The 22,669-nt window shown below is 62.9% G+C and carries 22 protein-coding genes; 8 read left to right on the forward strand and 14 right to left on the reverse strand.

Annotated features, from left to right (window positions below; genetic code table 11):
- Positions 1-14: 14 nt before the first annotated feature.
- Positions 15-470 carry an Lrp/AsnC family transcriptional regulator gene (locus ABEA18_RS04170; RefSeq protein ID WP_234751876.1) on the reverse strand — a complete coding sequence of 152 codons (456 nt, stop codon included), beginning with the start codon at positions 468-470 and terminating at the stop codon, positions 15-17.
- Between the two features lie 103 nt (positions 471-573).
- Here ABEA18_RS04170 and ABEA18_RS04175 point away from each other — a divergent pair, with 103 nt between their 5' ends.
- Both ABEA18_RS04175 and ABEA18_RS04180 read left to right on the forward strand, forming a co-directional pair.
- Complete coding sequence (locus ABEA18_RS04175; protein ID WP_345448056.1) at positions 574-1,209, forward strand: LysE family translocator; 636 nt, start codon at positions 574-576, stop codon at positions 1,207-1,209.
- 58 nt (positions 1,210-1,267) lie between these two features.
- Positions 1,268-1,591 (forward strand): hypothetical protein, encoded by a 324-nt coding sequence (locus ABEA18_RS04180; protein WP_345448057.1) that lies wholly within the window; start codon positions 1,268-1,270, stop codon positions 1,589-1,591.
- On the opposite strand, the gene ABEA18_RS04185 is transcribed toward ABEA18_RS04180, so the two are convergent.
- Positions 1,588-2,607: a hypothetical protein gene (locus ABEA18_RS04185; RefSeq protein ID WP_345448058.1), complete on the reverse strand. Its 1,020-nt coding sequence runs from the start codon at positions 2,605-2,607 to the stop codon at positions 1,588-1,590. The genes ABEA18_RS04180 and ABEA18_RS04185 overlap by 4 nt on opposite strands.
- A gap of 198 nt (positions 2,608-2,805) precedes the next feature.
- On the opposite strand from ABEA18_RS04185, the gene ABEA18_RS04190 reads away from it, so the two are divergent.
- Positions 2,806-3,276 (forward strand): DUF4383 domain-containing protein, encoded by a 471-nt coding sequence (locus ABEA18_RS04190; protein ID WP_059388710.1) that lies wholly within the window; start codon positions 2,806-2,808, stop codon positions 3,274-3,276.
- 83 nt (positions 3,277-3,359) lie between these two features.
- Here ABEA18_RS04190 and ABEA18_RS04195 read toward each other — a convergent pair whose 3' ends face one another.
- The 5 genes from ABEA18_RS04195 to ABEA18_RS04215 all read right to left on the reverse strand — a co-directional run bounded on the left by ABEA18_RS04195 (position 3,360) and on the right by ABEA18_RS04215 (position 9,241).
- The gene (locus ABEA18_RS04195) at positions 3,360-4,034 is read right to left on the reverse strand and encodes a response regulator (protein ID WP_345448059.1); all 675 of its coding nucleotides are present in this window, start codon (positions 4,032-4,034) and stop codon (positions 3,360-3,362) included.
- Positions 4,027-5,403 carry a sensor histidine kinase gene (locus tag ABEA18_RS04200; RefSeq protein WP_345448060.1) on the reverse strand — a complete coding sequence of 459 codons (1,377 nt, stop codon included), beginning with the start codon at positions 5,401-5,403 and terminating at the stop codon, positions 4,027-4,029. Before ABEA18_RS04200 ends, ABEA18_RS04195 begins: the two co-directional genes overlap by 8 nt.
- 361 nt (positions 5,404-5,764) lie before the next feature.
- Positions 5,765-6,958: an NAD(P)-dependent malic enzyme gene (locus ABEA18_RS04205; protein ID WP_345448061.1), complete on the reverse strand. Its 1,194-nt coding sequence runs from the start codon at positions 6,956-6,958 to the stop codon at positions 5,765-5,767.
- A gap of 239 nt (positions 6,959-7,197) precedes the next feature.
- Positions 7,198-7,800 (reverse strand): TetR/AcrR family transcriptional regulator, encoded by a 603-nt coding sequence (locus ABEA18_RS04210; RefSeq protein WP_241709707.1) that lies wholly within the window; start codon positions 7,798-7,800, stop codon positions 7,198-7,200.
- Positions 7,801-7,921: 121 nt separating this feature from the next.
- A complete protein-coding gene (locus ABEA18_RS04215) occupies positions 7,922-9,241 on the reverse strand; it encodes an MFS transporter (protein WP_345448062.1) in 1,320 nt (439 codons plus the stop codon).
- 98 nt (positions 9,242-9,339) lie between these two features.
- Here ABEA18_RS04215 and rraA point away from each other — a divergent pair, with 98 nt between their 5' ends.
- From rraA to ABEA18_RS04230, 3 genes are all read left to right on the forward strand, one after another.
- Positions 9,340-9,822, forward strand: coding sequence for a ribonuclease E activity regulator RraA (rraA, locus tag ABEA18_RS04220; RefSeq protein ID WP_345448063.1), 483 nt, complete (start codon positions 9,340-9,342; stop codon positions 9,820-9,822).
- Between the two features lie 107 nt (positions 9,823-9,929).
- Complete coding sequence (locus tag ABEA18_RS04225) at positions 9,930-11,582, forward strand: MDR family MFS transporter (protein WP_345448064.1); 1,653 nt, start codon at positions 9,930-9,932, stop codon at positions 11,580-11,582.
- Positions 11,583-11,840: 258 nt separating this feature from the next.
- Positions 11,841-13,301 carry a sugar porter family MFS transporter gene (locus ABEA18_RS04230; protein ID WP_345448065.1) on the forward strand — a complete coding sequence of 487 codons (1,461 nt, stop codon included), beginning with the start codon at positions 11,841-11,843 and terminating at the stop codon, positions 13,299-13,301.
- 81 nt (positions 13,302-13,382) lie between these two features.
- Here the strand turns inward: ABEA18_RS04230 and ABEA18_RS04235 are convergent, their stop codons facing one another.
- From ABEA18_RS04235 to ABEA18_RS04245, 3 genes are all read right to left on the reverse strand, one after another.
- Positions 13,383-14,609: an MFS transporter gene (locus ABEA18_RS04235; protein WP_345448066.1), complete on the reverse strand. Its 1,227-nt coding sequence runs from the start codon at positions 14,607-14,609 to the stop codon at positions 13,383-13,385.
- Between the two features lie 43 nt (positions 14,610-14,652).
- Positions 14,653-15,099, reverse strand: a complete 447-nt coding sequence (locus ABEA18_RS04240) for a MarR family winged helix-turn-helix transcriptional regulator (protein ID WP_345448067.1) — start codon at positions 15,097-15,099, stop codon at positions 14,653-14,655.
- An 81-nt stretch (positions 15,100-15,180) separates the two neighbouring features.
- A complete protein-coding gene (locus ABEA18_RS04245) occupies positions 15,181-15,684 on the reverse strand; it encodes a GNAT family N-acetyltransferase (protein WP_284982561.1) in 504 nt (167 codons plus the stop codon).
- 158 nt (positions 15,685-15,842) lie between these two features.
- Between ABEA18_RS04245 and cycA the strand changes: the two genes are divergently transcribed.
- Complete coding sequence (gene cycA / locus ABEA18_RS04250) at positions 15,843-17,315, forward strand: D-serine/D-alanine/glycine transporter (RefSeq protein WP_345448068.1); 1,473 nt, start codon at positions 15,843-15,845, stop codon at positions 17,313-17,315.
- Positions 17,316-17,518: 203 nt separating this feature from the next.
- On the opposite strand, the gene ABEA18_RS04255 is transcribed toward cycA, so the two are convergent.
- Positions 17,519-18,025 carry an anthrone oxygenase family protein gene (locus ABEA18_RS04255; protein ID WP_345448069.1) on the reverse strand — a complete coding sequence of 169 codons (507 nt, stop codon included), beginning with the start codon at positions 18,023-18,025 and terminating at the stop codon, positions 17,519-17,521.
- The gene (locus tag ABEA18_RS04260) at positions 18,022-18,753 is read right to left on the reverse strand and encodes an NAD(P)-dependent oxidoreductase (protein ID WP_345448070.1); all 732 of its coding nucleotides are present in this window, start codon (positions 18,751-18,753) and stop codon (positions 18,022-18,024) included. Before ABEA18_RS04260 ends, ABEA18_RS04255 begins: the two co-directional genes overlap by 4 nt.
- A gap of 60 nt (positions 18,754-18,813) precedes the next feature.
- Here ABEA18_RS04260 and ABEA18_RS04265 point away from each other — a divergent pair, with 60 nt between their 5' ends.
- Entirely contained in the window at positions 18,814-19,302 is a 489-nt protein-coding gene (locus ABEA18_RS04265) for a MarR family winged helix-turn-helix transcriptional regulator (RefSeq protein WP_345448071.1), read from the forward strand.
- 234 nt (positions 19,303-19,536) lie between these two features.
- Here ABEA18_RS04265 and ABEA18_RS04270 read toward each other — a convergent pair whose 3' ends face one another.
- Complete coding sequence (locus ABEA18_RS04270; protein ID WP_345448072.1) at positions 19,537-20,685, reverse strand: mannitol-1-phosphate 5-dehydrogenase; 1,149 nt, start codon at positions 20,683-20,685, stop codon at positions 19,537-19,539.
- Positions 20,685-22,640 carry a PTS mannitol transporter subunit IICBA gene (locus ABEA18_RS04275; protein WP_345448073.1) on the reverse strand — a complete coding sequence of 652 codons (1,956 nt, stop codon included), beginning with the start codon at positions 22,638-22,640 and terminating at the stop codon, positions 20,685-20,687. Before ABEA18_RS04275 ends, ABEA18_RS04270 begins: the two co-directional genes overlap by 1 nt.
- Between the last annotated feature and the right edge of the window lie 29 nt (positions 22,641-22,669).

Consider the following 22,669-nt stretch of genomic DNA (forward strand, 5'->3'; position numbering starts at 1 on the left):
ACATTTAACCGAACTCAGACCGGCGGCCCCGCGTTCGGCTTCAGGTTCTTCATCACCAATGTCGAATTGAGGCGCTCGACGGCGGGAAGTGCCGAGAGCTGGTCGTCGTAGAAGCGCTGGTAGGCCGGGAGATCGGCGGCTATCACGCGGAGGAGGTAGTCTGGCGAGCCGAAGAGCCGCTGGGCCTCGACGATATTCGGAATGGCCGCCACGCGGTCTTCGAACTCCGACATCGTGGCGCGGTCAGCCTGACGCAGGGTCACGAAGACTATCGCCTCGAATCCCAGGCCGATCGCACCCGGATCGATGTCTGCCCTGTACCCCCGGATGACGCCGGAAGCCTCGAGATCCCGCAGTCTTCGGTGGCACGGAGCCACGGTTAATCCCACCTTTGCTGCGAGCGCGGTGGCAGTCATTCGGCCATCCTCTTTGAGGTGGCGCAAAATAGTTCTATCTATTCCATCAATCACGCAAATATCTTACCGAGATGGCGGCAAGTCTGGCTAAAAATGGGAACACTTATGGGCCGATTTTCCATAAAGTTCATGGTGTAACCGCCAGCTAGGAGCCACCATGAATCCCCAGCTTTTCATCGCCTTCGTCATTGTCGCCGTCACCTTGGCGTGCACCCCGGGAGTCGATTGGGCATATTCGATTGCCGCAGGCCTGCGGCAGCGCAGCTTCCTCCCCGCCGTGGCCGGTCTGTGCAGCGGCTACGTGCTGCACACGGCTCTCCTGGTGGCCGGACTCGCGGCCCTTTTGACGGGCGTTCCGGGGCTTCTTGGCTGGCTGACGATCGCGGGAGCAGCCTATTTGCTCTGGCTCGGCGTGAGCACCATGCGCTCGTGGCGCGGCGCGAGCTTCAGTGCGGATGACGCCGTCGGGCAGTCCCGAAACCAGTTGCGCACCTTCCTGCAAGGCATGGGCACGAGTGGCATCAACCCCAAGGGCCTCCTGTTCTTCCTGGCGCTGGTGCCGCAATTCGTCAGCCCGGAGGCGTCATTGCCGGTGCCGGTGCAGTCAGGCGTGCTGGGCCTCACGTTCGTCCTGTTCGTAGGCATCATTTACACGGCGGTGGCTCTGACCTCGCGAAAGCTGCTGCAATCCCGGCCTTCCGCTGCACGCGTGGTGACACTTGCGAGCGGCATCATCATGGTGGGGCTCGGGGCTGTTCTTCTGGGCGAACAGTTGCTTCCGATGCTCCGGTGACGGGGCCGTCAGGTGAGATCTCTGGCGTTCTTCGGCGGGGCAGCCTATCGTCGGCTTCATGTCCGATGACTTTTTAGCTCTCGTGGAGGCCTTCAAGAAGGTCGGCGTATCGAGGGCGTACGGCCCTCCCCTGCAGATCGGCGGAGAAGAACTGATCCCCGTCGCGCTGGTGTCCTTTGGATTCGGAGGAGGCAGCGATGGAGGCAATGCTGCCGGCGGTGGTGGGGGCGGTTTCGTGCTCCCTGTCGGGGTCTACGGCCGCAACGCCAGCGGACGCGTGACATTCCAGCCGAACACCGTGGTTGTCCTGGCGATGCTGCTACCGCTTGTCGGCGCCGTCGGGGTCTCCATTAGGGGAGTCGTCCGCGCGCTTCGCGCTTAACCGTCCGGCTCGCGGCCCTGGTCGCCCGGTTCCCCGAAGTCCTTGTTCCACATCCGACGCACCTCAATGTCCTTGCGGATCCCATCGACCGCATCCAGTTCAGCCTCCTCCGGCTTGCTGCGCCCCCGGCGCGCAACCGCACGCGGAACGAGCGGCCGCGGGTTGGGCCTCCGCCTGACTTCAAGCTTCGACAGGGCCCTGTCAGTGAGCGCGTCATTGCGCAAAGCCAAGCTGGTCTTCTTCCTCCGCAGTACCTCCACGAGAGCGGCCTGGGCCGCCTCCCGCTCCCCCAACGTCCTGAGCGACTGCGCACGAATCAGCAGCAGCGCCGCCGAGAGGTCGTCCGTGTTGCGCAGGCCTTCGGTCCAGGCGACGACGTCGGCGTGCCGCTCGAGCGCCACCGCCGCGGTGCAGCGGGCCAAGGCGGAGGGCAACGATGGCGGCAAGCTGGCCAGGGAGTCCAGCGCTTCCGCCGTCTGGCCCGTCTCCCTGAAGCAATGCGAGAGGGCGAGGAACACGGATTCCTCGCTGAACAGCACTGAAACGTCGATCCGCTCCGCCACCTCGATCCGCGTGACCACCCTGCGAAGGTAGCTTGATGAGAACTGGCTGGCGGCGTCGTCGATCCGGATGGACAAGCCCCGTTGCAGAAGTTCCGAGGCCCGGAGATATCCTCCGTGCTTGTACACAAGCAGCCCGGCAATCACGTAGCAGAGGCCAGCCCAGCCCGGGTAGGTACGCGCCAGGGTGATGAGCCGATCCGGTTCCGTACTGGTGAAGACCGCGTCGTACACCGATTTGGCGGTCTTGCCAGCCAGCCGTTTGAGCCTGGGGACGTCCCCGGCGACGTCGATCCGGCCTGCGGCTTTTCCTCTCAGGACGCCCCAAATCGCACCGCCCAAGCCCTCAGCCAGTCCACCTACCGATGTGCGGACATGTCCGTTCCGGAACGGCGTGATGTCCCTGGTGTCCCCGAAAATCGCTCCGCGCACTCCGGGAACCGATGGCTCACTCACGGTTGCACTGCCATCACGGGATAAAGCGTCGCAGAATCGGGCATCACAGAACCATGCTAGCTGCGCTTGTCCCGGCCTCTCCCCTCTATTTCCGGGGTTTTCGGGAGTAAGATATCCTCGTCGGCAGGGTTTCCGACTCCTTGCCGCGATACGGCCCTCCATTTGAAGGGCCGATGGAAATCGTGATCGGGAGGAGCTATGACTACTGCTTCACACCCCGCGCAGCACCACGCGATGGGGCTGACGCTCCACAACTCAGCACTGATTTTGGGCTGGGTTTTCCTGGCTGTTGGCGTCTTGGGATTTATCCCGGGCATCACCAGCAATTACGGCGCCATGACCTTCGCAGGACATGACTCGGGCGCCATGCTTCTTGGAGTCTTCCAAGTATCCGTCCTGCACAATATTGTCCATTTGCTGTTCGGCGCAGCAGGCCTGTACTTCGCAAGGACTGGAAGGATGGCGCGCGGTTACCTCATCGGTGGCGGCGCAATCTACCTCGTCTTGTGGATCTACGGCCTCATCACTATGTCGAACATGAGCGCTGACTTCGTGCCCATGAACGCTGCGGACGACTGGCTGCACCTGGTTCTCGGTGTTGTCATGGTTGCCGTTGGCCTATGGCTTGGACGCGATGTAAGGGAGGAGTCGAAGGGCCGCGCCATGTAGCGCACCCTGACTCTGCAGCACTCTGCAGTTGCACGACGGCGACCGTCCCTTTCGGGCGGCCGCCGCCTTTGCGTCCGGGATGCCTACCCGAGAAGCCGACGTTCGTAGGCAAAGGCCACCAGTTGAAGCCTCGTGCGCAGCCCCAGCTTGCTGAGCACACTGCGTAGGTGGGATTTCACTGTCGCCTCGGAGACAAACAGGCTCTGCGCCATCTCGGCGTTCCCCAAGCCTTTGGCCGCCAGGAGTAACACATCCCGCTCGCGCGGAGACAGCTCGTCCATCACGGCGAGGTCCGGCCCGGCGACCGGCACCGTCCTGGCCGCGTGCTGGAAGAGTTCGTGAACCGAACCGGGCGCGATCACCGAGTATCCCGAATACACGGTCCGGATGGCAGCCAGCAGAAATTCCGGTTCGGCGCTCTTGAGCAGGTAGCCACTGGCGCCCGCCTGCACGGCGTCAACCACGGCTTGGTCCCTGTTGAAGGTGGTCAGGGCAATGATCTTTGGCTTGTCCACCCCGGCCGCATCGGCTTCCTCCGTGATGCGGCGCGTGGCCTCCACTCCGTCAAGCACCGGCATCCGAAGGTCCATCAGCATGACGTCCGGCCGCTGCCTGGCCGCGAGCGCCACGGCTTGTTCGCCGTCGTCGGCCTCCCAAGCCATGTCCATGTCCGCTTGGCTCTGGACGAGCATGTGGATGCCGGAGCGGAACAGTGGTTGGTCGTCCACCAAGGCCACCGTGATCGGTGTTTCAGCCACGTCCGACGCTTTCCCGCTCAGTGCCCGACGACGGCGAGGCGGCCTCGAGAGCCAGTGCCGGCTCCTGCTCCAGCCCCTCAACGGACGGAACACCCCCCTCTTCCGCTCCACCTTCCGGAAGGAGCGCTGCCGGCCGCGAACCATAGGGGATGAAAACCGTCACGCGGAACTGCTCGCCGTCGGGCCCGGAACTGAGCCACCCGCCGGCAAGGTGCGCACGCTCACGCATTCCCGGGATGCCGCGCCCCACGCGCCAGGCGCCACCGTCGTCCGTCCCCCCAATCGAAACGGACGCCGGCAATTCCGACGCAACGTGCATGGTCAACCCCGGGCCGCTCCAGTCGAAGTGAAGTCGCACGGGCGTGCCGCGTCCGCCGTGCTTGAGGGCATTCGTGAGGCACTCCTGCACAATCCGGAATACTGCGAGTTGCTGGCCCGCGCCAAGGTCCACCGGGGTTCCGGTCTCGCTCTGCTGCACCTTGAGGCTCCCCTGGCGCATCCGCTCGACGAGAGGCCCGACGTCGGTGAGCCGGGGCTGTGGGGCCACCAGGCCGTCGTCGCGCACTCCCTCGATGACGCGCTGGGCGTCCACGAGGGCATGGCGGGCGGATACCGCGATGTTCTCCAAGGCGTCGAGCACCGCCTTGGGCTGGTCCTGGCTGAGATAACGGGTGCCATCGGCTTGCGCGGCGATCACTGCGAGCGAGTGCGCCAGGACATCATGGAGATCGCGGGCGATCCGGGTGCGCTCCTGCTCCACGACGAGCTCCACCTCGGTCTCCTTGAGGCTTGCCTGGACGAGGACCTTGGACTGGAATAGCTTGCCCCGGTCCTCATAGAGAGCCAAGGCTATGCCGACGGCGGCACATCCGGCGGCAATCAGGAAGAGGAGGGAAAGGAGCTGCCAGCCGTTGGTTTGCAGGGTGAGGCGGTCCCCATAGCCAATTTTGTGGAACCAACCAACTCCCTGCCCGTAGCGCCATGACAACATCAAGAAGGTCATGATGGCTGCGAAAACAACGTTGGACCCTCCAGCAATAGATCGTTGTCTGGGGGATCCTGTCCACAGAATGAAAGCCAGCGCAATGAATGCGCCGATATATATTGCCCAATAATTGGCCCACGGCGGCGCAATGAGATAGGTCAATTGGCCGAGCAAAAGGATGGCGGTCAGCCCGAGTGACACATAGGGTTTCCACGCCGCTACGCCGATCGCCAAGGTTGTCAGGACGAGCATCCACGTGCCGGGCCAATAGTCCAGGCCCCACGGCCCCATCCTTCCCGCCTCGCCCACGCACCACAGCGTGAAGAAAATGACGGCCGCCGCGGGGGCGCCCCAATGCCGTGCAACTTTCAGTGTCTGTTCCATGTCAGCCACCCTATCCACGGCCAGGGACACGGGACCGCCGATTCTGCCCTCCAGCGTCCGATCTCCACCTAGAAGCCAACGGATTCATCCCCGGAGCCAGCGCGACGTGAGCGAGGGTTTGTTCAAAAGGCCTCAAAGGTGAGCGAGCGTTTGTCGTGCCCAACCCTCGCTCACATATCCGACCCAAATCCTCAACCCTCGCTCACATATCCCGCCCAAATCCCAAACGCCCGCTCACATATCCCGGCCAAATCCCAAACGCCCGCTCACATATCCCGAACGTCGGAACAAAAGAACGACGGCGACGCTCCCCAGCACGGGAGGGTCGCCGTCGTCGGCTATTCGGGTTGGGTGCGCGGCCTTATTCGGCCGCAGCGGCAACCGCCGCCGTCACTGCAGGAGCGACGCGGGGATCCAGCGGGCTGGGCACGATGTAGTCGGCAGAGAGTTCGTCCTCGGCCAGTCCAGCGATCGCACGGGCCGCCGCGATCTTCATGGCCGGGGTGATGCGGCGTGCGCCGGCGTCCAAGGCTCCGCGGAAAATTCCGGGGAAGGCCAGGACGTTGTTGATCTGGTTCGGGAAGTCGCTGCGGCCCGTGGCCACGACGGCCGCGTACTTGACGGCGACCTCCGGCAGGACTTCCGGGTCCGGGTTGGACAGGGCGAACACGATCGAATTCTCGTTCATGAGCTTCAAGTGTTCCTCGGCCAGCTTGGACGAGGAAACGCCGATGAACACGTCGGCGCCCTGAAGAGCCTCCGCGGGTCCGCCGGAAAGAGCTCGGGGGTTGGTGCGCTGGGCGAAGCGGGCCTTGACGCTGCCCGAATCGGCCACGAGGTCCGCGCGCTCGGAGTTGATGATCCCCTTGGAATCCAGGAGGACGACGTCCTTGACGCCCGCGGTCAGCAGGATCTCGGAGACGGCGATGCCCGCGGCACCCGCACCAGAGACCACAACTTTCAGTCCCTCAAGTTCGCGGCCGGTCACCTTGGCGGCGTTCGTCAAGGCTGCGAGAACCACGACGGCGGTGCCGTGCTGGTCATCGTGCATGACGGGGCAGTCGAGGGCTTCGATGAGGCGCTCTTCGAGTTCGAAGCAGCGGGGGGCGGAGATGTCTTCGAGGTTGACGGCACCGAAGCTCGGACGCAGGCGGACCAGGGTCTCGATGATTTCGTCCACGTTGGTGGTGTTGAGGACCAAGGGGATGGAGTCGAGGTCGCCGAAGGCCTTGAAGAGCGCGGACTTTCCTTCCATGACGGGGAGGGAAGCGCTCGGACCGATGTTACCAAGGCCGAGGACCGCGGTCCCATCGCTGACGACCACCACGAGGCGCTGAGCCCAAGTGTGCGTGCGTGCAAGCTCGGGGTTGGCGTGGATTGCGCGGCTCACTTCGGCGACACCCGGGGTGTAGGCGATGGAAAGGTCCCGCTTGTTCAAGAGCGGTACGGTGCTGGAAATGGAGAGCTTGCCGCCTTCGTGGGCGGTGAAGATTTCCTCTTCGCTCAGCGCCAGGGCAGTCAGATTCTGTTCAGGGGTGATGGTCTCGACGGACACGTCGTTGTCTCCTCAGGCTAGCCGTGAACCCACGGCACAATTCGGGCAGGTGTAGAGGCTTCGGTGCCGGACCAAGGGTGGTTGGTCCGTGCGGTGAAACTCCTGCGGATATGGGCTGCTAGCCGCTTGGGTCCTGTCTTCGTAGACAGGGGCCTGATAGGAAGACTAGAGACATCCAGTCATAAACTCATACTTTTGGTCGTAGTGGTCTAGACCAATTACGCGGATTGCTGGAAAAGCTACGCGTCCGCGATCAACTTGCAGGCGTTCTTGAGGTCCTTCTCTGCGTCGAAAAGTGAGATCCGGCGGCAGTTCACGGACTGGACCAGACCACTTACGACGTGGAGCAGAATCCTGGCCCTCCCGGCGTCGCCGATCGCGGCCGCAACCATCTCGGCAGAGAGCGCTTCGATATCGCGCAAAAGTACGGGGATGTCACCATCGCGGGTATCCCAGGTGCGGGACAGACAGTGTTCGACGGCGGGCTGCATGACCCGCATATGGAAAATCTCCATCCCGAGACCGGTGAGTTCTTGCTGGCTGCACCTCGAAGACGCCGGCTTTGAGTCGTTGAGCTCCCGCAGTTGCTGCCGGTAGACCGCAAGCATCAGATGGACCGTGGACGGAAAGTAGCGGTAGAGCGTCCCAAGCGGAACATGGGCTCTGGTGGATACGTCCGAAAGGCTCACGGTATCGAACTGCCGCTGGGCGAATCCCGCGGCAGTCTTCAGTATCCGGGCGTAGCGCAATAGCTGTCTCGGGGTGGTGGGAGCAGCCGCCATTTGGGGCAACCCCGCGGCCAGATCCAGCGAATACGGTTCCAAGGAGTTCGGTTCGGACATTTCCGGCGTTCTGTTGGTTTGGGCTTCGTTCTGGGAGATTGCGCGGCCCCCCAAAGACCGAGCGCGTCCTGACAATGATACGGCAGCAAGTTGTCAGTTCCCTGAGAACGGATTCGCAGGGCTACGCGACGCCCTTGATCTTCACGACGAATACGGCGCCCAGCAAACCTATGACGGCTGCGGCCACATAAAGCGAGACGTAGCCACCCCAGAACGCCACAAAGGGGTACGCAATAAGCGGCGCGATCACCTGCGGCAAAGAGTTGGCCACGTTGATGACTCCAAGGTCCCTTCCCCGGTCCAACGCAGTGGGCAGCACTTGGGTAATAAGGGCGAAGTCGACCGCCAAGTACGCACCAAAGCCGATACCGAGCACCGCTGCGCCGGCAATGGCCCCCGTCCACGTGGGTTCGAACCCAAGGATCAGGGCAGCTATCGAAATGACGACGGACGAGACAATGACGAGGGGTTTGCGTTTGCCCATTCGATCGCTGATGGCACCGCCCACCACGCTGGTGATGATCACCATGACGGCATACAGGCCCGTCAAGATAAGGACGCCGAACTCTGGTTTGATCCCCTGCATTTCCTCGATATGTACGGCATCCTTGAGGAAGAACAGCAAATACAACGTGACCATGTGGTTTCCGACATTGACCAGGAACCTCGTCAGCCAGGCCCACGCGAAGTCCGGGTACTTGACGGGCGAGATCCAAAAGCGCTTGACGAATGTCCAGAGTTTGAATGGTGGCCTTGCCTCCGGAACGAGAGGCACGTCGTCGTTCTTGAAAAGATAAAGCACGACGCCGGCCAGCAGGGCAGCAGCGCACACGATGTAGCCGAGGGCAAAGTTCCCGGACACCACGGACGCGATCACGGCACCCGCGAGGATGCCGACGGTCTGGCCCATGGCTGCAAGGCCCCCGACCGCGCCGCGTTGAGGCACCGGCACTCGATCCGGAATAGCCGCCGTGATGGCGGCATAGGCTCCATTGCAACCGGCCTGGACCAGGCACCACAAAATGGCCATAGCTGCCACGTTGGGAGCACCTGCCAGGGCCACCAATGCCGCGGCGCCCAGGATGGCACCGAAGAGCACCCACGGAACGCGTCGTCCAAGGCGGGACGTCGTGCGATCGCTGAACGCACCGAAGAGGGGGTTCGCCACGAGGGACACCGCAGCGCCGCATCCCGTAACCAGCGCAAGGATGGCTTCCTTCTGGCCTTCGTCAAAGTGGATGGCTTGCTGCCCGAGCAAAACCTGGATAGGGCCGAAGAAGGCAGCGTTGATGCCCACATTGACGAGCACCACTCCGGTGACCCACAGCGAGCGGACGCGCTCCACGGGCTCGGCGAGCGCCGTCGTCGGGCCCGCCTGCGTCTCCACGGGATCCGTCACCGGTCTTTCAGGCAATGAACCGGGCAGATCGGACAGGCTCATGACGATGCTCCCTAGCGTCTGGACGTGTGGATTCAGCCTAGCGCCAAGGCACGTCTGCACGCGTTAGGGTAACTCCAACGGACCGAGGAGGATGAACGATGAACAGCCCAGCGAACCCCATCAACACTGCCGATCTCTACGACGAACGTGCCGAGGATCTTGAGTCGATATCACTGCAGTTCCAGGACCTCGGCGGTGTTTCCCACTTCAACGGCCCCGTTCGCACCATCAAATGCTTTGAGGACAATGCACTCGTCAAGACCGTCTTGGCAACCCCCGGCGACGGCGCTGTGCTGGTGGTGGACGGCTACGGCTCGCTGCGCACAGCCCTCATGGGCGACATGATCGCCGAGAGCGCCGTCGCGAACGGCTGGGCCGGCGTCGTGATCAATGGGGCGATCCGCGATCGCGTGGCGATCGCGAAGCTGCCTTTGGGCGTCAAAGCCCTCGGGAGCAATCCCAAGAAGAGCTCCAAAGTGGGCCGTGGCGAAGTGGACATCCCCCTGGTGATTGACGGAGTGCACATCGAACCCGGCAACCTTATCTACTGCGATCCTGACGGGATTCTCGTGGAGCGGTGACATACTTCTCGCCAATCGGGTAAGACAGGGAATACAGGAGCGATTAGGATAGTTACTGAAAGCAACTATCCTGCTTAGTCCCCTTTTCATCCACCTTTGGAGAAGCAATGTCCAACGCCACGCCTGTGCGGGCCGCCGGAGAGGTCCTGACACACCGTCAGACGCTCACCGTCATGGTGGGCCTCATGCTCGGCATGTTCCTGTCCTCCCTGGACCAGACCATCGTGTCCACGTCCATTTACACCATCGCCAACGACTTGGACGGCCTGTCCCTGCAGGCGTGGGCCACTACGGCCTACCTCATCACATCCACGGTGACCACCCCGCTGTACGGCAAGCTCAGCGACATCTTCGGCCGCCGTCCGCTGTACCTCGCCGCGATCCTGATCTTCCTGGCCGGCTCCCTGTACGCCGGTTCCGTGCACTCCATGACCGAGCTTGCCATCGCCCGCGGCATCCAGGGCATGGGCGCCGGCGGTCTGCTCGCCCTCGCCTTGACGATCATCGGCGACATCGTTGCCCTGAAGGATCGTGCCAAGTACCAGGGCTACTTCATGTCCGTCTTTGGCGTTTCCTCGGTCCTCGGTCCCGTGGTCGGCGGTGCTTTCGCAGGCTCGGCCAACATCCTTGGCTTCGACGGCTGGCGCTGGGTCTTCTTCATCAACCTGCCCATAGGCCTGGCCGCACTGGCCGTGGTGTTCTTCTACCTGCACCTGCCCGCGAAGCACGTCAAGCAGAAGATCGACTACTGGGGCGCTGGAGCCATCACGCTGGCAATCGTCCCGCTGCTGCTTGTGGCCGAACAAGGCCGCAGCTGGGGCTGGACCTCCGGAAACTCTTGGATCTGCTACGGGCTTGGCGTCATCGGCATCATCGCGTTCCTCCTGGTTGAGCGGCGCGCCGGCGACTACGCGCTGATCCCCCTCCGGCTTTTCAGGAACATCACCTTCGGTTTGTCTTCCCTGCTGAACTTCATCATCGGTATCGGCATGTTCGGGGCCATCGCGATGCTCCCGATGTACCTGCAGCTGGTCAAGGGCCTCACCCCCACCGAGGCCGGCCTCATGATGATCACCTTCACGGTGGGCATCCTCTTCGGTTCCATTACCGCGGGACGGACCATCTCGGCGTCGGGCGTTTTCCGGATCTTCCCGATCCTCGGTACGGGCATCCTGACCGCCGCCGCAATCGTCATGGGCCTGTCCCTCGGCGTCGACACAGGACTCTGGGTTCCCGGCCTGATCGCCGTATTCTTCGGCATGGGCCTGGGCTTCTGCATGCAGCCGCTCACTCTGGCCATGCAGGTCTCCGTACCGCCGAAGGACATGGGCGTGGGCACGTCCACCGCGGCATTCTTCCGTTCCATGGGCGGCGCCGTGGGTACCGCGGTGTTCATCTCGATGCTCTTCAGCCTCGCCGCCGACAAGATCGCCTCGGGCATGAAGGACGCCATGGGCAGCGCGGACTACCTCAAGGTGCTCAAGGATCCTGCAGTTGCCGCGGATCCCGCCAACGCCAAGCTGTACGACTTCTTCAAGAACGGCGCCACAAACGATTCGCTGAACGACACCAGCTGGCTGCACCACGCCAACCCGGCGCTCACACGGCCCATCACTGAAGGCTTCGCACAGTCCATCGACACCGTGATGCTGACCGCCGCGGCGCTGACCGGCCTCGCGTTCCTCATCAGCTTCGCCTTGCCGAACAAGAAACTGATGGATCCGAAGGCGGCGGCGAAGGAATCCGTTTCCGCCCACTAATATCTCGAACCGCGTCACGGCAGGCAGTCTTTTGGACTGCCTGCCGTTGTCGTTTCCAGTGTTCGCGCGGTGGAGTGCCCGACGGCGGCGCGAAAGTTTGCGTGGCGTGACACGTCCAGTGTGGCTGGCCCGGTTGACTGGAAGTCACGCTGGCACCGTGCCACACTGTGTAGCGCGAGTGCACCGGCGTCCCCGTCGGAACCAGCTGCCGACGACGACCGCGCCGCACAATCCACTACGTTTCCTCAAGGGAGAGCCATGCCCAATTCCAGCTCCGACAGCCGTTCCGGCGTCCCACGCAAGGTAATTGGCCTGGCCGTTGCCGGAGCTGTGGGCGGTTTCCTCTTCGGCTTCGATTCCTCCGTGGTCAACGGCGCCGTCGATGCGATGAAGGACGAATTCATGCTGAGCGAAGCCGTCACGGGCTTTGCTGTGGCGGTCGCGTTGCTCGGTTGCGCGGCTGGGGCGTATCTCGCGGGCAAGGTGGCCGACCGCTACGGCCGCATCCCCGCCATGAAGCTGGGTGCCGCCCTCTTCCTGGTCAGCTCCATCGGGACGGGCTTTGCCTTCAGCATCTGGGATTTGGTTTTCTGGCGCTTGGTCGGCGGCCTGGGCATCGGCCTCGCGTCGGTGATCGCGCCGGCTTACATCTCGGAAATCTCACCACGCCAAGTCCGCGGCCGGCTCGCGTCGCTGCAGCAGTTGGCGATCACCACCGGTATTTTCGCGGCCCTGCTGTCCGACGCCGTCCTGGCGACGTCCGCGGGAAGCGCACACCACGCGCTGTGGCTCGGAATTGAGGCCTGGCGCTGGATGTTCATCCCGTGCGCCGTGCCTGCCGCGGTCTACGGTCTGATCGCGTTCCGGCTGCCTGAGTCGCCGCACTTCCTGGTCCTCAACGGCAAGGAAGACACCGCACGCAGGATCTTCGACACCCTGATGCCCGGCGACGATACCGAACGCCACATCCGCGAAATCCGCGACTCCATCAAACAGGACGAGCTCTCCACCAAGAAGGGCTCGCTCCGCGGCAAGGCTTTTGGCCTCCAGCCCGTGGTGTGGATCGGCATCATCTTGTCGGTGCTGCAGCAATTCGTGGGCATCAACGTGATCTTCTACTACTCCACCACCCTCTGGAAGGCAGTCGGCTTCCACGAGCAAGACTCCCTGGCCATCTCGGTGGCAACGTCCGTCACCAACATCCTGGTCACGCTCGTGGCCATCGCCCTCGTGGACCGCATTGGCCGCAGGCCCATCCTGCTGACGGGCTCCATCGGCATGGCTGTGTCCCTGGGTGCCATGGCGCTGGCCTTTTCTTCCGCCAGCGGGACGGGTTCTTCTGTCTCCATGACCGGCGTCTGGGGTCCGGTGGCCCTCGTGGCTGCAAACGTGTTCGTAGTGAGCTTCGGCGCTTCATGGGGACCGTTGGTGTGGGTGCTCCTGGGCGAAATCTTCCCCTCACGGATCCGTGCCCGCGCGCTCGGCTTGGCCGCCGCGGCCCAGTGGATCGCCAACTTCGCCATCACCTTGAGCTTCCCCATCATGGCGGCCGGTTCGCTGCCGCTGACTTACGGCATGTACGCGCTGTTCGCCGCGGCGTCGTTCTTCTTCGTCATGTTCAAGGTGCCGGAAACCAACGGCATGTCCCTTGAGCAGGCCGACACCTTGTTTGTCCCGAAAGGCTCCAAGCCGGCAGAACTCGCGGTCACACCCAAGTAGCGTTCCCGCACCCAACTAACTCGCAGTTGTTGTCGTTTTGAGGCCTCATAACGACAACAACTGCGAGCTGGTTGGGCCCTCCTACACGAGGTGCGGTTCGTGCGACTTCAGGAAGCGGCGGCCACCGGCGGCCACGAGGATCGCGAACGCGAGGGCAACGGCCGCGGCGAAGAACGGGACCTGCGGGCCGAAGTGCTCACCCAGTTGTGCCGCGACAAACGGAGCCAGCGCGCCACCCATCCACCGCACAAAGTTGTAACCGGCCGAAGCCACCGGACGCGGCGAATCGGAGACTTCCATGGCCAGTTCTGTGTAGAGCGTGTTGTTGATGCCCAGCAGGGCGCCCGCCACAATGACGAGCACGACGACGGTAGTCACCGAGTGCCCCGCGGCCAGTCCCAGCCCGACGAGGTCCAGCAAAAGGGCCCCGAGGGTGCCGACCAAGACGTTGGTGGTGCCGAATCGGCGCTGCAGCACGGGTGCCACGAAAACCGAGAACACGGCCACGGCCACGCCCCAACCGAAGAACACGGCACCGATACCGTAGGCATCCATCCCGAGGATGAAGGGCGTGAAGGCCAGGATCGTGAAAAAGCCATAGTTGTAGAACAGGGCGCTGGCCGCGGTGGTGCGAAGGCCTTTGTGGCCAAGGGCGAGGAGCGGGTCACGCAAACGGGCCTTCGTGGCCGGCGTCGGGGTCTTGGGCAACAAGGCCAGCAAGGCGATGAAGGATACGGCCATGAGGACCGCGGTGCCGAAGAACGGTGCGCGCCACTGCCAGCCGCCGAGAAGCGCGCCGAGCAACGGGCCGAGGGAAATGCCCAGGCCAAGGGCGGCTTCGTAGAGAATGATCGCAGTTCCGGTTCCGCCGCTCGCGACGCCGACAATCACGGCAAGCGCGGTGGCAACAAAGAGGGCGTTGCCAAGTCCCCAACCCGCGCGGAAACCGACCAGCTCACCCACGCTTCCGGACATGCCAGAAAGCGATGCGAACACGACAATCAGGGCCAGGCCGATCATGAGCGTCTTTTTGCCGCCGATCCGCGAAGAGACGAACCCGGTCACCAGCATTGCGACGGCGGTCACGAGGAAGTAGCTCGTGAAGAGCAACGACACTTGGCTGGGGCTGGCCTGGAGGTTCTTGGCGATGGCCGGCAGGATCGGGTCCACCAAGCCGATGCCCATGAAGGCGAAGACGGCGGCAATCGCCGTGGCCCACACAGCCTTGGGCTGCTTGAGGAACGAGGCTTTTTCGGCCTCGAGTGTGTCTTCCGCTGGCTGCAGTTGCTCTGCGAGCTGGCCTTTCATGGACTGCTCTCCTAGTTTCTTGGCTTGTTCAGTTCTGGCTTGTTCAGTTCTGGACTGAATGGTTGATCTTGTCGAACACCGGCAGGGCGGCTTCGACTGCGTCGCGTTCTGCCTGGCTCAGCGTTCCGAGGATCCCGGCGATGAATTCGTTGCGGCGGCGGTCCGCGTTCTCGACGGCGGCACGTCCCGCCGCGGTCGCGGCGACGCGGACGGCACGGGAGTCGTCCGGATCTGCTTCGCGTTTGACCAGGCCCGCGCGCTCAAGCTTGATGATCTGCTCCGTGGCACTGGGGACCTTGACCCCAAGGTTCCGGGCGATCCCCCCGACGCGGGCACCGCCGTCGAGCGCCATCTTGAGGACGCCAAGCTGGGCCGAGCTGAGCTGCTCCTCGGAATCGAGGCGGCGCATCACATATACGCTCTGCCGCAGGGCTTCCCGGAATGACTGGGCGAGGGCGAGCAGCGCGTCGTCCGCTTGATTGGTGTTCATATTTAGGTATCCTAACAGTTAGGCTGCCTAAATATCAAGGATTACGGGACTTTGTCTTGGGACTCATCGAGGATGCCGGCGCTAGAGGGCCAGCTTCATTCCCTCGTGACTGGCTACGAAGCCCAGCCGCTCATAGAAGCGATGGGCGTCCTTGCGGGACTTGTCGCTGGTGAGCTGGACCAGGGTGCAGCCCCGGTTCCGCGCCTCTTCGATGGCCCATTGCATCATTGCCGCACCGACGCCATGGTCCCGCAACTCTGCGGCGACGCGCACGGCCTCGATCTGGCAGCGCAGCGAGCCTTTCCGGGCCAAGCCCGGGATGAAACTCAGCTGGAAAGTTGCGACGCAAGCGCCGTTCAAGTGGCCTACCACCAACAGTTGGGCCGGATCCTCGTTGATCTGTTGAAACGCCTGCAGATAGGGGCCGACGTCCTCGGCGTTTTCGCGGGAACTGCCCAACTGATCGGCGGCGAGCAATCTCAGAATGGCGGGCAAGTCCTCCCAGTGGGCCCGGCGGAGCGTGAAGACTCCTTCGTCCAGAACCATGCTCAATAGCGGCTTCACGCCTGGATTTGTGTGACTCATAGCACCAGCCTGACACAAGCTGGCGGCTTCGTTTTACGAGCGTTCGTGAATTCTGGGTGAAACGATCAATCACAAATTCTCGGATGATTCGAGTTAGTTTGGACTAGCAGATTTGTTAGCCACGTCACCATGCGGCGAATCACCCGAAGGATGCAGATATGTCTCACCAGACAACAACAGGGCAACGCACTGCCTCCAGCAAAGACAGCGAGCCGCATCTGGCGCGCTCATTGAGCAACCGCCACATCCAGTTGCTTGCGATCGGCGGCGCCATCGGCACAGGCCTCTTCATGGGCTCCGGAAAGACCATCTCCGTCGCCGGGCCGTCCGTGATCTTCGTGTACATGATCATCGGCTTCATGCTGTTCTTCGTCATGCGCGCCATGGGCCAGCTCCTACTGTCCAACCTGAATTACAAGTCCTTCAGCGACTTCGCCGGGGACCTCCTTGGTCCCTGGGCGGGCTTCTTCACCGGCTGGACCTATTGGTTCTGCTGGGTGGTAACCGGAGTGGCCGATGTCATCGCGATCGCGGGCTACGCCAATGAGCTCTGGCCGGGTGTGCCGCTCTGGATTCCGGGCCTCGCGACCATCGCCATCTTGCTGTTGCTCAACCTCCCCACAGTGAAGGCCTTCGGCGAGACTGAGTTCTGGTTCGCCCTCATCAAGATCGTTGCCATCGCCGCTTTGATCATCGTGGGCATCGTGATGATCTCCACCGGCTTCAAGTCAGACGCCGGAGCCGCGAGCTTGACCAATCTCTGGAGCCACGGCGGCTTCTTCCCCAAGGAATTCATGGGCTTCGTTGCCGGCTTCCAGATCGCGGTCTTCGCCTTCGTGGGCATCGAGCTGGTAGGCACAGCCGCGGCCGAGACAAAGAACCCGGAGCACAACCTGCCCCGCGCCATCAACGCCATCCCGGTCCGCGTCATGCTGTTCTACGTCGGCGCGCTCATCATCCTGATGTCCGTCATCCCGTGGACCGAATTCAAGGCCGGCCACAGCCCGTTCATCGCCATGTTCTCCCTGGCTGGCCTGGGTATCGCTGCAACCGTGGTGAACCTCGTGGTCCTGACTTCGGCCATGTCCTCCGCCAACTCGGGTATCTACTCGACGTCGCGCATGGTGTTCGGCTTGGCGAACGACGGCGATGCCCCCAAGATGTTCGGCCGCCTCTCCAGCCGGAAAGTTCCGCAGAACGCGCTGTTCCTGTCCTGCGTGCTGCTCCTCGGCGGCGTCGCACTGCTTTATGCGGGCAAGGACATCGGAGCAGCCTTCGACATGGTCACCACCGTGTCCGCCGTCTGCTTCATGTTCGTGTGGTCCATCATCCTGGCCAGCTACCTTGTTTTCCGGAAGCGCCGGCCCCAGTTGCACGAGGCCTCGACGTTCAAGATGCCCGGCGGCATCGTGATGGTGTGGGTGGTCTTCGCTTTCTTCGCGTTCCTGGTCTGGGCCCTGACGACGCAGCCGGACACCCTCACGGCTCTGCTCGTAACGCCCATCTGGTTCGCCGTCCTCGGCGTCGCCTACGCCCTGGTCCGGAAGTCTCCCTTGCACCAGGCCCGCGTGGCCGAGTGGAAAGCCATGGCCGAAACCGAAACCGCCGCCGTCGAAACCGCCCCCCGCTAGGACGCCCGCTCACGTATAGCGGCCATTCTTCCGATGCGCGCTCAAAACGAGCTTTTCAACGCAACGCCCGCTCACCTATAGCCGCGGTTCTTCAAACGCTCGCTCACATATAGCGACAAAAGCCGAAACCCTCCTTCACGTCATCATGTGAAGGAGGGTTTCGGCTGTCCCGCCAAAGGCGGGTGAGCGTTGGGCGCCGGGACTTATGCTGGCGTGGGCTGCAAACTCCGACGGCGGATCGGTTGTCGCGCCGCGGCGACTGACAAAGCTCCGAAGGCCAACAACGCAGCAAAGGTTCGTACTGCGTGGCCCACCTGCCAACGGTCGCGTATGTCCGCCCAGTCCCCTGGCGGGTTGCTGACGTTCCATCCAGCTTCGGCCAGATTGATAGGAACGTTGACTACGAGTGTGATGATCAAGGCCGCGAGCAGCAGCGCAAGGGCACCGGCCACCAACCAGAAAGCGCGATCCCTTGTCTTGAGCTCCATCAATACCAGGGCCGCCGTGACAATCAGCGCTGGAAACAGTAGGACTGAGGCCAGGAGAGGCAGCCCGACGAGGGCCACCTGCTGGAGCTGGGCGTAAACCGTGCTGCTAAATTGCCGCAAGGACAATTCCAAGACGAGTATCCCAGTGAGGAACCCCGCGAACAGGCCGACGAATACAAGCCCAGCGATACGGACCACTGACTGGATGGCTAGACGGCTCATGACAACTTTCCCTCAGGGAGGCTATCCGGCGCAGCCTTCTTGCTGCTGGCCTCGCGGAAAAGCAGCTGAATGAGGTTCGGTTTCTGCGAAAAGGTTGCAACCGCTACGTTTTTGCGCACGAACTCGTCCGAGGTGAGTTGCCTCAGCATGGAGTCCGCAAGGTCGGCACGCGACGTGAAAGTACCGTTTATGTAGTCAACGGCCATCTTGTACTCGGTGATGGACTCGGTCTCGAAAAGACCGGAGGGCCGCATGATCGTCCAATCAAGACCGCTGTCGACGACGGCGGACTCCATCCGCCGCATGTCCTCGTACAACGTCTTTCCCAGCACCTTGGTGACGAGGGGCTGTAACACCTTCTCGAAAAGGAACCCGCCATGCGGGCCGGCCGTAGTATCGGTGGCGCTGGAACTCACGCAGACCAGCCGACGGACGCCGTGGTTGCCCATTGCCCGGATGATATTGCCGGTGCCCGCTGAATAGACCGTGATCGGCTTGCGGCTGTATGGAACACCGAGGGTTGAGAGGACGGCATCGCTTCCTTCGACGACGGCGCTCACGTCCTCGAAGTTGTACACATCGGCGCCGACGACGCTTAGGCCGGGGGCCGAAAGCGGGAATTCGTGTGGCCTGCGCGTGACTGCGGTGACGAGGTGTCCGGCGTCGAGCGCTTGTGCGGTGAGAATCCTTCCGGTGGGGCCATTTGCCCCGAATACTGCGATCTTCATGCGATGCGGCCTCCGGTACTCTTGTCTTAGGAAAACCATACAATACAGAAACGATATCATATGAGTTCCATACGAAATCAAGGGGCCGCACCTCCGCGCCTTCGGCGGCGTGCCGTTGCTGAGCTCAAAGCCGAGCTTCGCGGCGTACGCGTGCAACTATCCGTGCTCAATCACCAGGTCGGCACCCAAGCCGAGCTGAAGGATGTTGACCTTGATTGTCTTGACCTGATCTCGAGCCGGGGGCCGCTCAGCCCGAGCATGTTGGCCAAACACGCCGGCCTGCACCCAGCCACCATGACCGGGATCCTCGACCGACTTGAACGCGGAGGCTGGATTGTCCGGGACCGCGACCCATCCGACCGGCGCGCCGTGGTCATCCGGGTTCTGCCCGATAGAAACGCCGAGATGTTCCGCCTTTACTCGGGAATGAACAGCCTCATGGACACCATCTGTGCAGACTACGACGACGCTGAAATCGCCGTCATTACCGACTTCCTGCGGCGCGTCCAGGCGGCCGGACGGACGGCGTCGGAAGAACTCGGCAACTAGTTGACGCTCGCTTACTTTTGCAGCCCAAAGCGCTCACCCTCCTCCACATCATGTAAAGGAGGGTGAGCGAGCGTTCAGGAAAACCCCGGCATATCCGAGCGAGCGTTCAGGAAAACCCCGGCATATCCGAGCGAGCGTTCAGGAAAACCCCGGCATATCCGAGCGAGCGTTCAGGAAAACCCCGGCATATCCGAGCGAGCGTTCAGGAAAACCCCGGCATATGTGAGCCGGGGTTTAGGCCTCGGCCTTCCGTTCTTCGATCAGCTTCAGCACCTGCGGGAACAACGGGTGCGACGGCGGCAGTTCAGTGATGCGCTCGACCGCCTCGACGGCGTCCATCTCGGCAAGCATCCGGGCGAGTTCCACGGCTTCGTCGTCTGCTCCGTCGTCGAAACGCAGGGCGGCGGACATCGCATCTAACAAGGCAACGGGCGTGACTCCGCGCTCGGCGAGTTCCGCGGCCGGGCCGATGAACCGTTCGTGCCGGCCCAACTTGCGGAGCGGAGCACGGCCTACCCGGTTCACGGTGTCCGGCAAGTACGGGTTGGTGAAGCGGGACAGGATCTTCTGCACGTACGCTTCCTGCTCGGCCTCAACGAAGCCGTGTTTGGCCACGAGAAGCTGCTTGGTCTCCTCCAACACGGCCCGCACCCTGGCCGCCACGGACGCGTCGGCCATCGCCTCGGAGATCTTCTCCAAGCCGGCGCCATAGCCGAAGTATGCCGCCGAGGCGTGTCCCGTGTTGACGGTAAATAGCTTCCGTTCGATGTATGGACCGAGTTCGTCCACGAAGGTCGCGCCGGGAATCACCGGCGCCTCCCCCGCGAACGGCGTGCGGTCGATGACCCACTCGTAAAAGGTCTCCACAGTGACGTCCAGGCCTTGGCCCGACGCCTGGTTGGGGACAATCCTGTCCACCGCCGTGTTCGCAAACACAGCAGCGGAGGAAAGGTCACCGGCGGCACCGTCCCAAGCAGCTTCCACTTCGGATCGCAGGAGGTCCGTGGCGTTGATCGCGTTCTCGCAGGCCATGACCTGGAGCGGAGCCAACGACGGCGAGCGGCCGGCGATGCCCCTCGCGATCACGGGTGCCACGAACTTGAGGATGTGCGGCCCCACCGCCGTGGTGACGAGGTCCGCCGTCGCGATTTCCGCGACGACGGCAACCTCTTCGGTGCCCGAATTCAGGGCCCGGAAACCGGACACGGTCTTGACCGCCGCGTTTTCGCCGACCTCGTGGACCTCATAGGAGGTCGCGGAGGCGAGCTGGCTGATCAAGGCTTCCGCGACATCGGCGAAGACCACCTCATATCCAGCCTCGTGCAGCAGCAAGCCGACGAATCCTCGTCCGATGTTCCCTGCCCCGAAATGGACTGCCTTCACTATGCGTTGACCTTTCCGAACAGATCCAGCACTTCCTGCACCGACGTGGCCTGCTCAAGCTGGGCCACTTGCGCCTTGTCCGTGAAGATCTTGGCGATGGAGGACAGGATGTGGAGGTGCTCGTTGTTGATGCCGGCGACGCCGACGACGAACTTGACCTGCTTGCCACCCCAGTCGATGCCCTCGGGGTAGCGGACGATCGACACACCGGAGTGCAGGATGTGGTTCTTGGCAGCGTTCGTGCCGTGCGGGATGGCAAGGAAGCTGCCCATGTAGGTGGACACGGATTCCTCGCGCTCATGCATGGCGTGAATGTAGCCCATGTCCACTGAACCCCGGTCCAGCAGGAGCTTGCCCGCTTCGTCGATGGCCGAGTCACGGTCCGTCGCGGAACCATTGAGGATCACGCTTTCGGGGAGCAGGACATCCTTGCCCCCGACGGCGGCGGGCTGGGCAGCGTGGGCACCGGCGGCCGGTTCGGCAACCGCCGTCGAGCCCTCAGCGCCGGGAGCCGCGTTGCTGCTCTTGACCAGTTCCACGATCTCCTCGTACCGGGGACTGTTCATGAAGTTGTCCACGGAGACGTGCACGGCGCTGGAGGTGACCGGCCGGGCGCGTTCTGTCAGGTCCTGGTGCGTGACCACGACGTCGTAGGTGTCGCTGAGGTTGGCAATTGCCGAATTGGTGACCTTGACGTCCGGGAACCCGGCTGCCTTGATCTTGTTGCGCAGGACCGAAGCGCCCATCGCGCTGGAGCCCATGCCGGCGTCGCACGCGAACACGATGTTCTGGATGGGACGGGTCAGAACGGCGGTACCGCCACCGGCGCCCAGGAGTGCGGAGGATACGGAACTCTTCTTGCCCTTGAGGTCTTCCATCCTGGACGTTGCTTGGCCCAGCGCGTCCACATCAGTGGTCTTGCTAGTCCGCAGGATCACGGAAGCGATCAGGAAGGACACTGTGGCTGCGAGGAGCACGGACAGTGCCACACCGAAATAGCTGTCCTTCGCTGTCGCGGCAAAGACGGCGATGATGCTGCCTGGGGCTGCCGGCGAGCGCAAGCCCGCGCCGGTGACTACCAAGGTGAAGATGCCGGTCATGCCGCCTGCGATCGTGGCGAGGATGAGGATCGGCTTCATGAGAATGTACGGGAAGTAGATCTCGTGGATGCCGCCGACAAACTGGATGAGCGCAGCGCCGGGAGCGGACGCACGCGCCAGCCCCTTGCCGAAGATCATGTACGCGAGCAGGACGCCGACGCCCGGGCCGGGGTTGGCCTCCAGCAGGAACAGGATGGACTTCCCGTTTTGCAGCGCTTGTTCCGTACCGAGCGGGGTGAGGATGCCGTGGTTGACTGCGTTGTTGAGGAACAGAACCTTGGCGGGTTCGATGAAGATGCTGGTCAGCGGCAGAAGTCCGTTGTGGACCAGGAATTCGACGACGGAGCTGGCGCCGTCACTGAAGGCCTTCACCACCGGGCCGATCACCAGCATGCCGAAGATGGCCAGTGCGGCGCCGACGATGCCTGCGGAGAAGTTGTCGATCAGCATCTCGAAGCCCGGCTTGACCCGGCCTTCCCATACCTTGTCGAGCTTCTTCATGATCCAGGCCGTGAGCGGGCCCATGAGCATGGCGCCGATGAACATCGGGATATCCGTACCGACAATCACACCCATGGTGGCGGCGGCTCCAACCACGCCGCCGCGGATGCCATGGACCGCCCGGCCGCCGGTGTACCCGATCAGGAGCGGCAACAGGTACGTGATCATGGGGCCCACGAGTTTGGCCAGGTCCGCATTGGGGAAGAACCCTGCCGGGATGAACAGGGCGGTGATGATGCCCCATGCAATAAAGGCTCCGATATTGGGCATGATCATGCCCGAAAGGAACGTTCCGAACTTTTGGACACCAACGCGCACGCTGGTGCGCTGTTTCGCAACTGACGCTGTTGCCATTGTGTGAATTCCTAACGTGAGTCCCGCAT

It is taken from the genome of Arthrobacter gyeryongensis, assembly GCF_039543785.1.
GTDB classification, from domain to species: Bacteria; Actinomycetota; Actinomycetes; order Actinomycetales; family Micrococcaceae; genus Arthrobacter; species Arthrobacter gyeryongensis.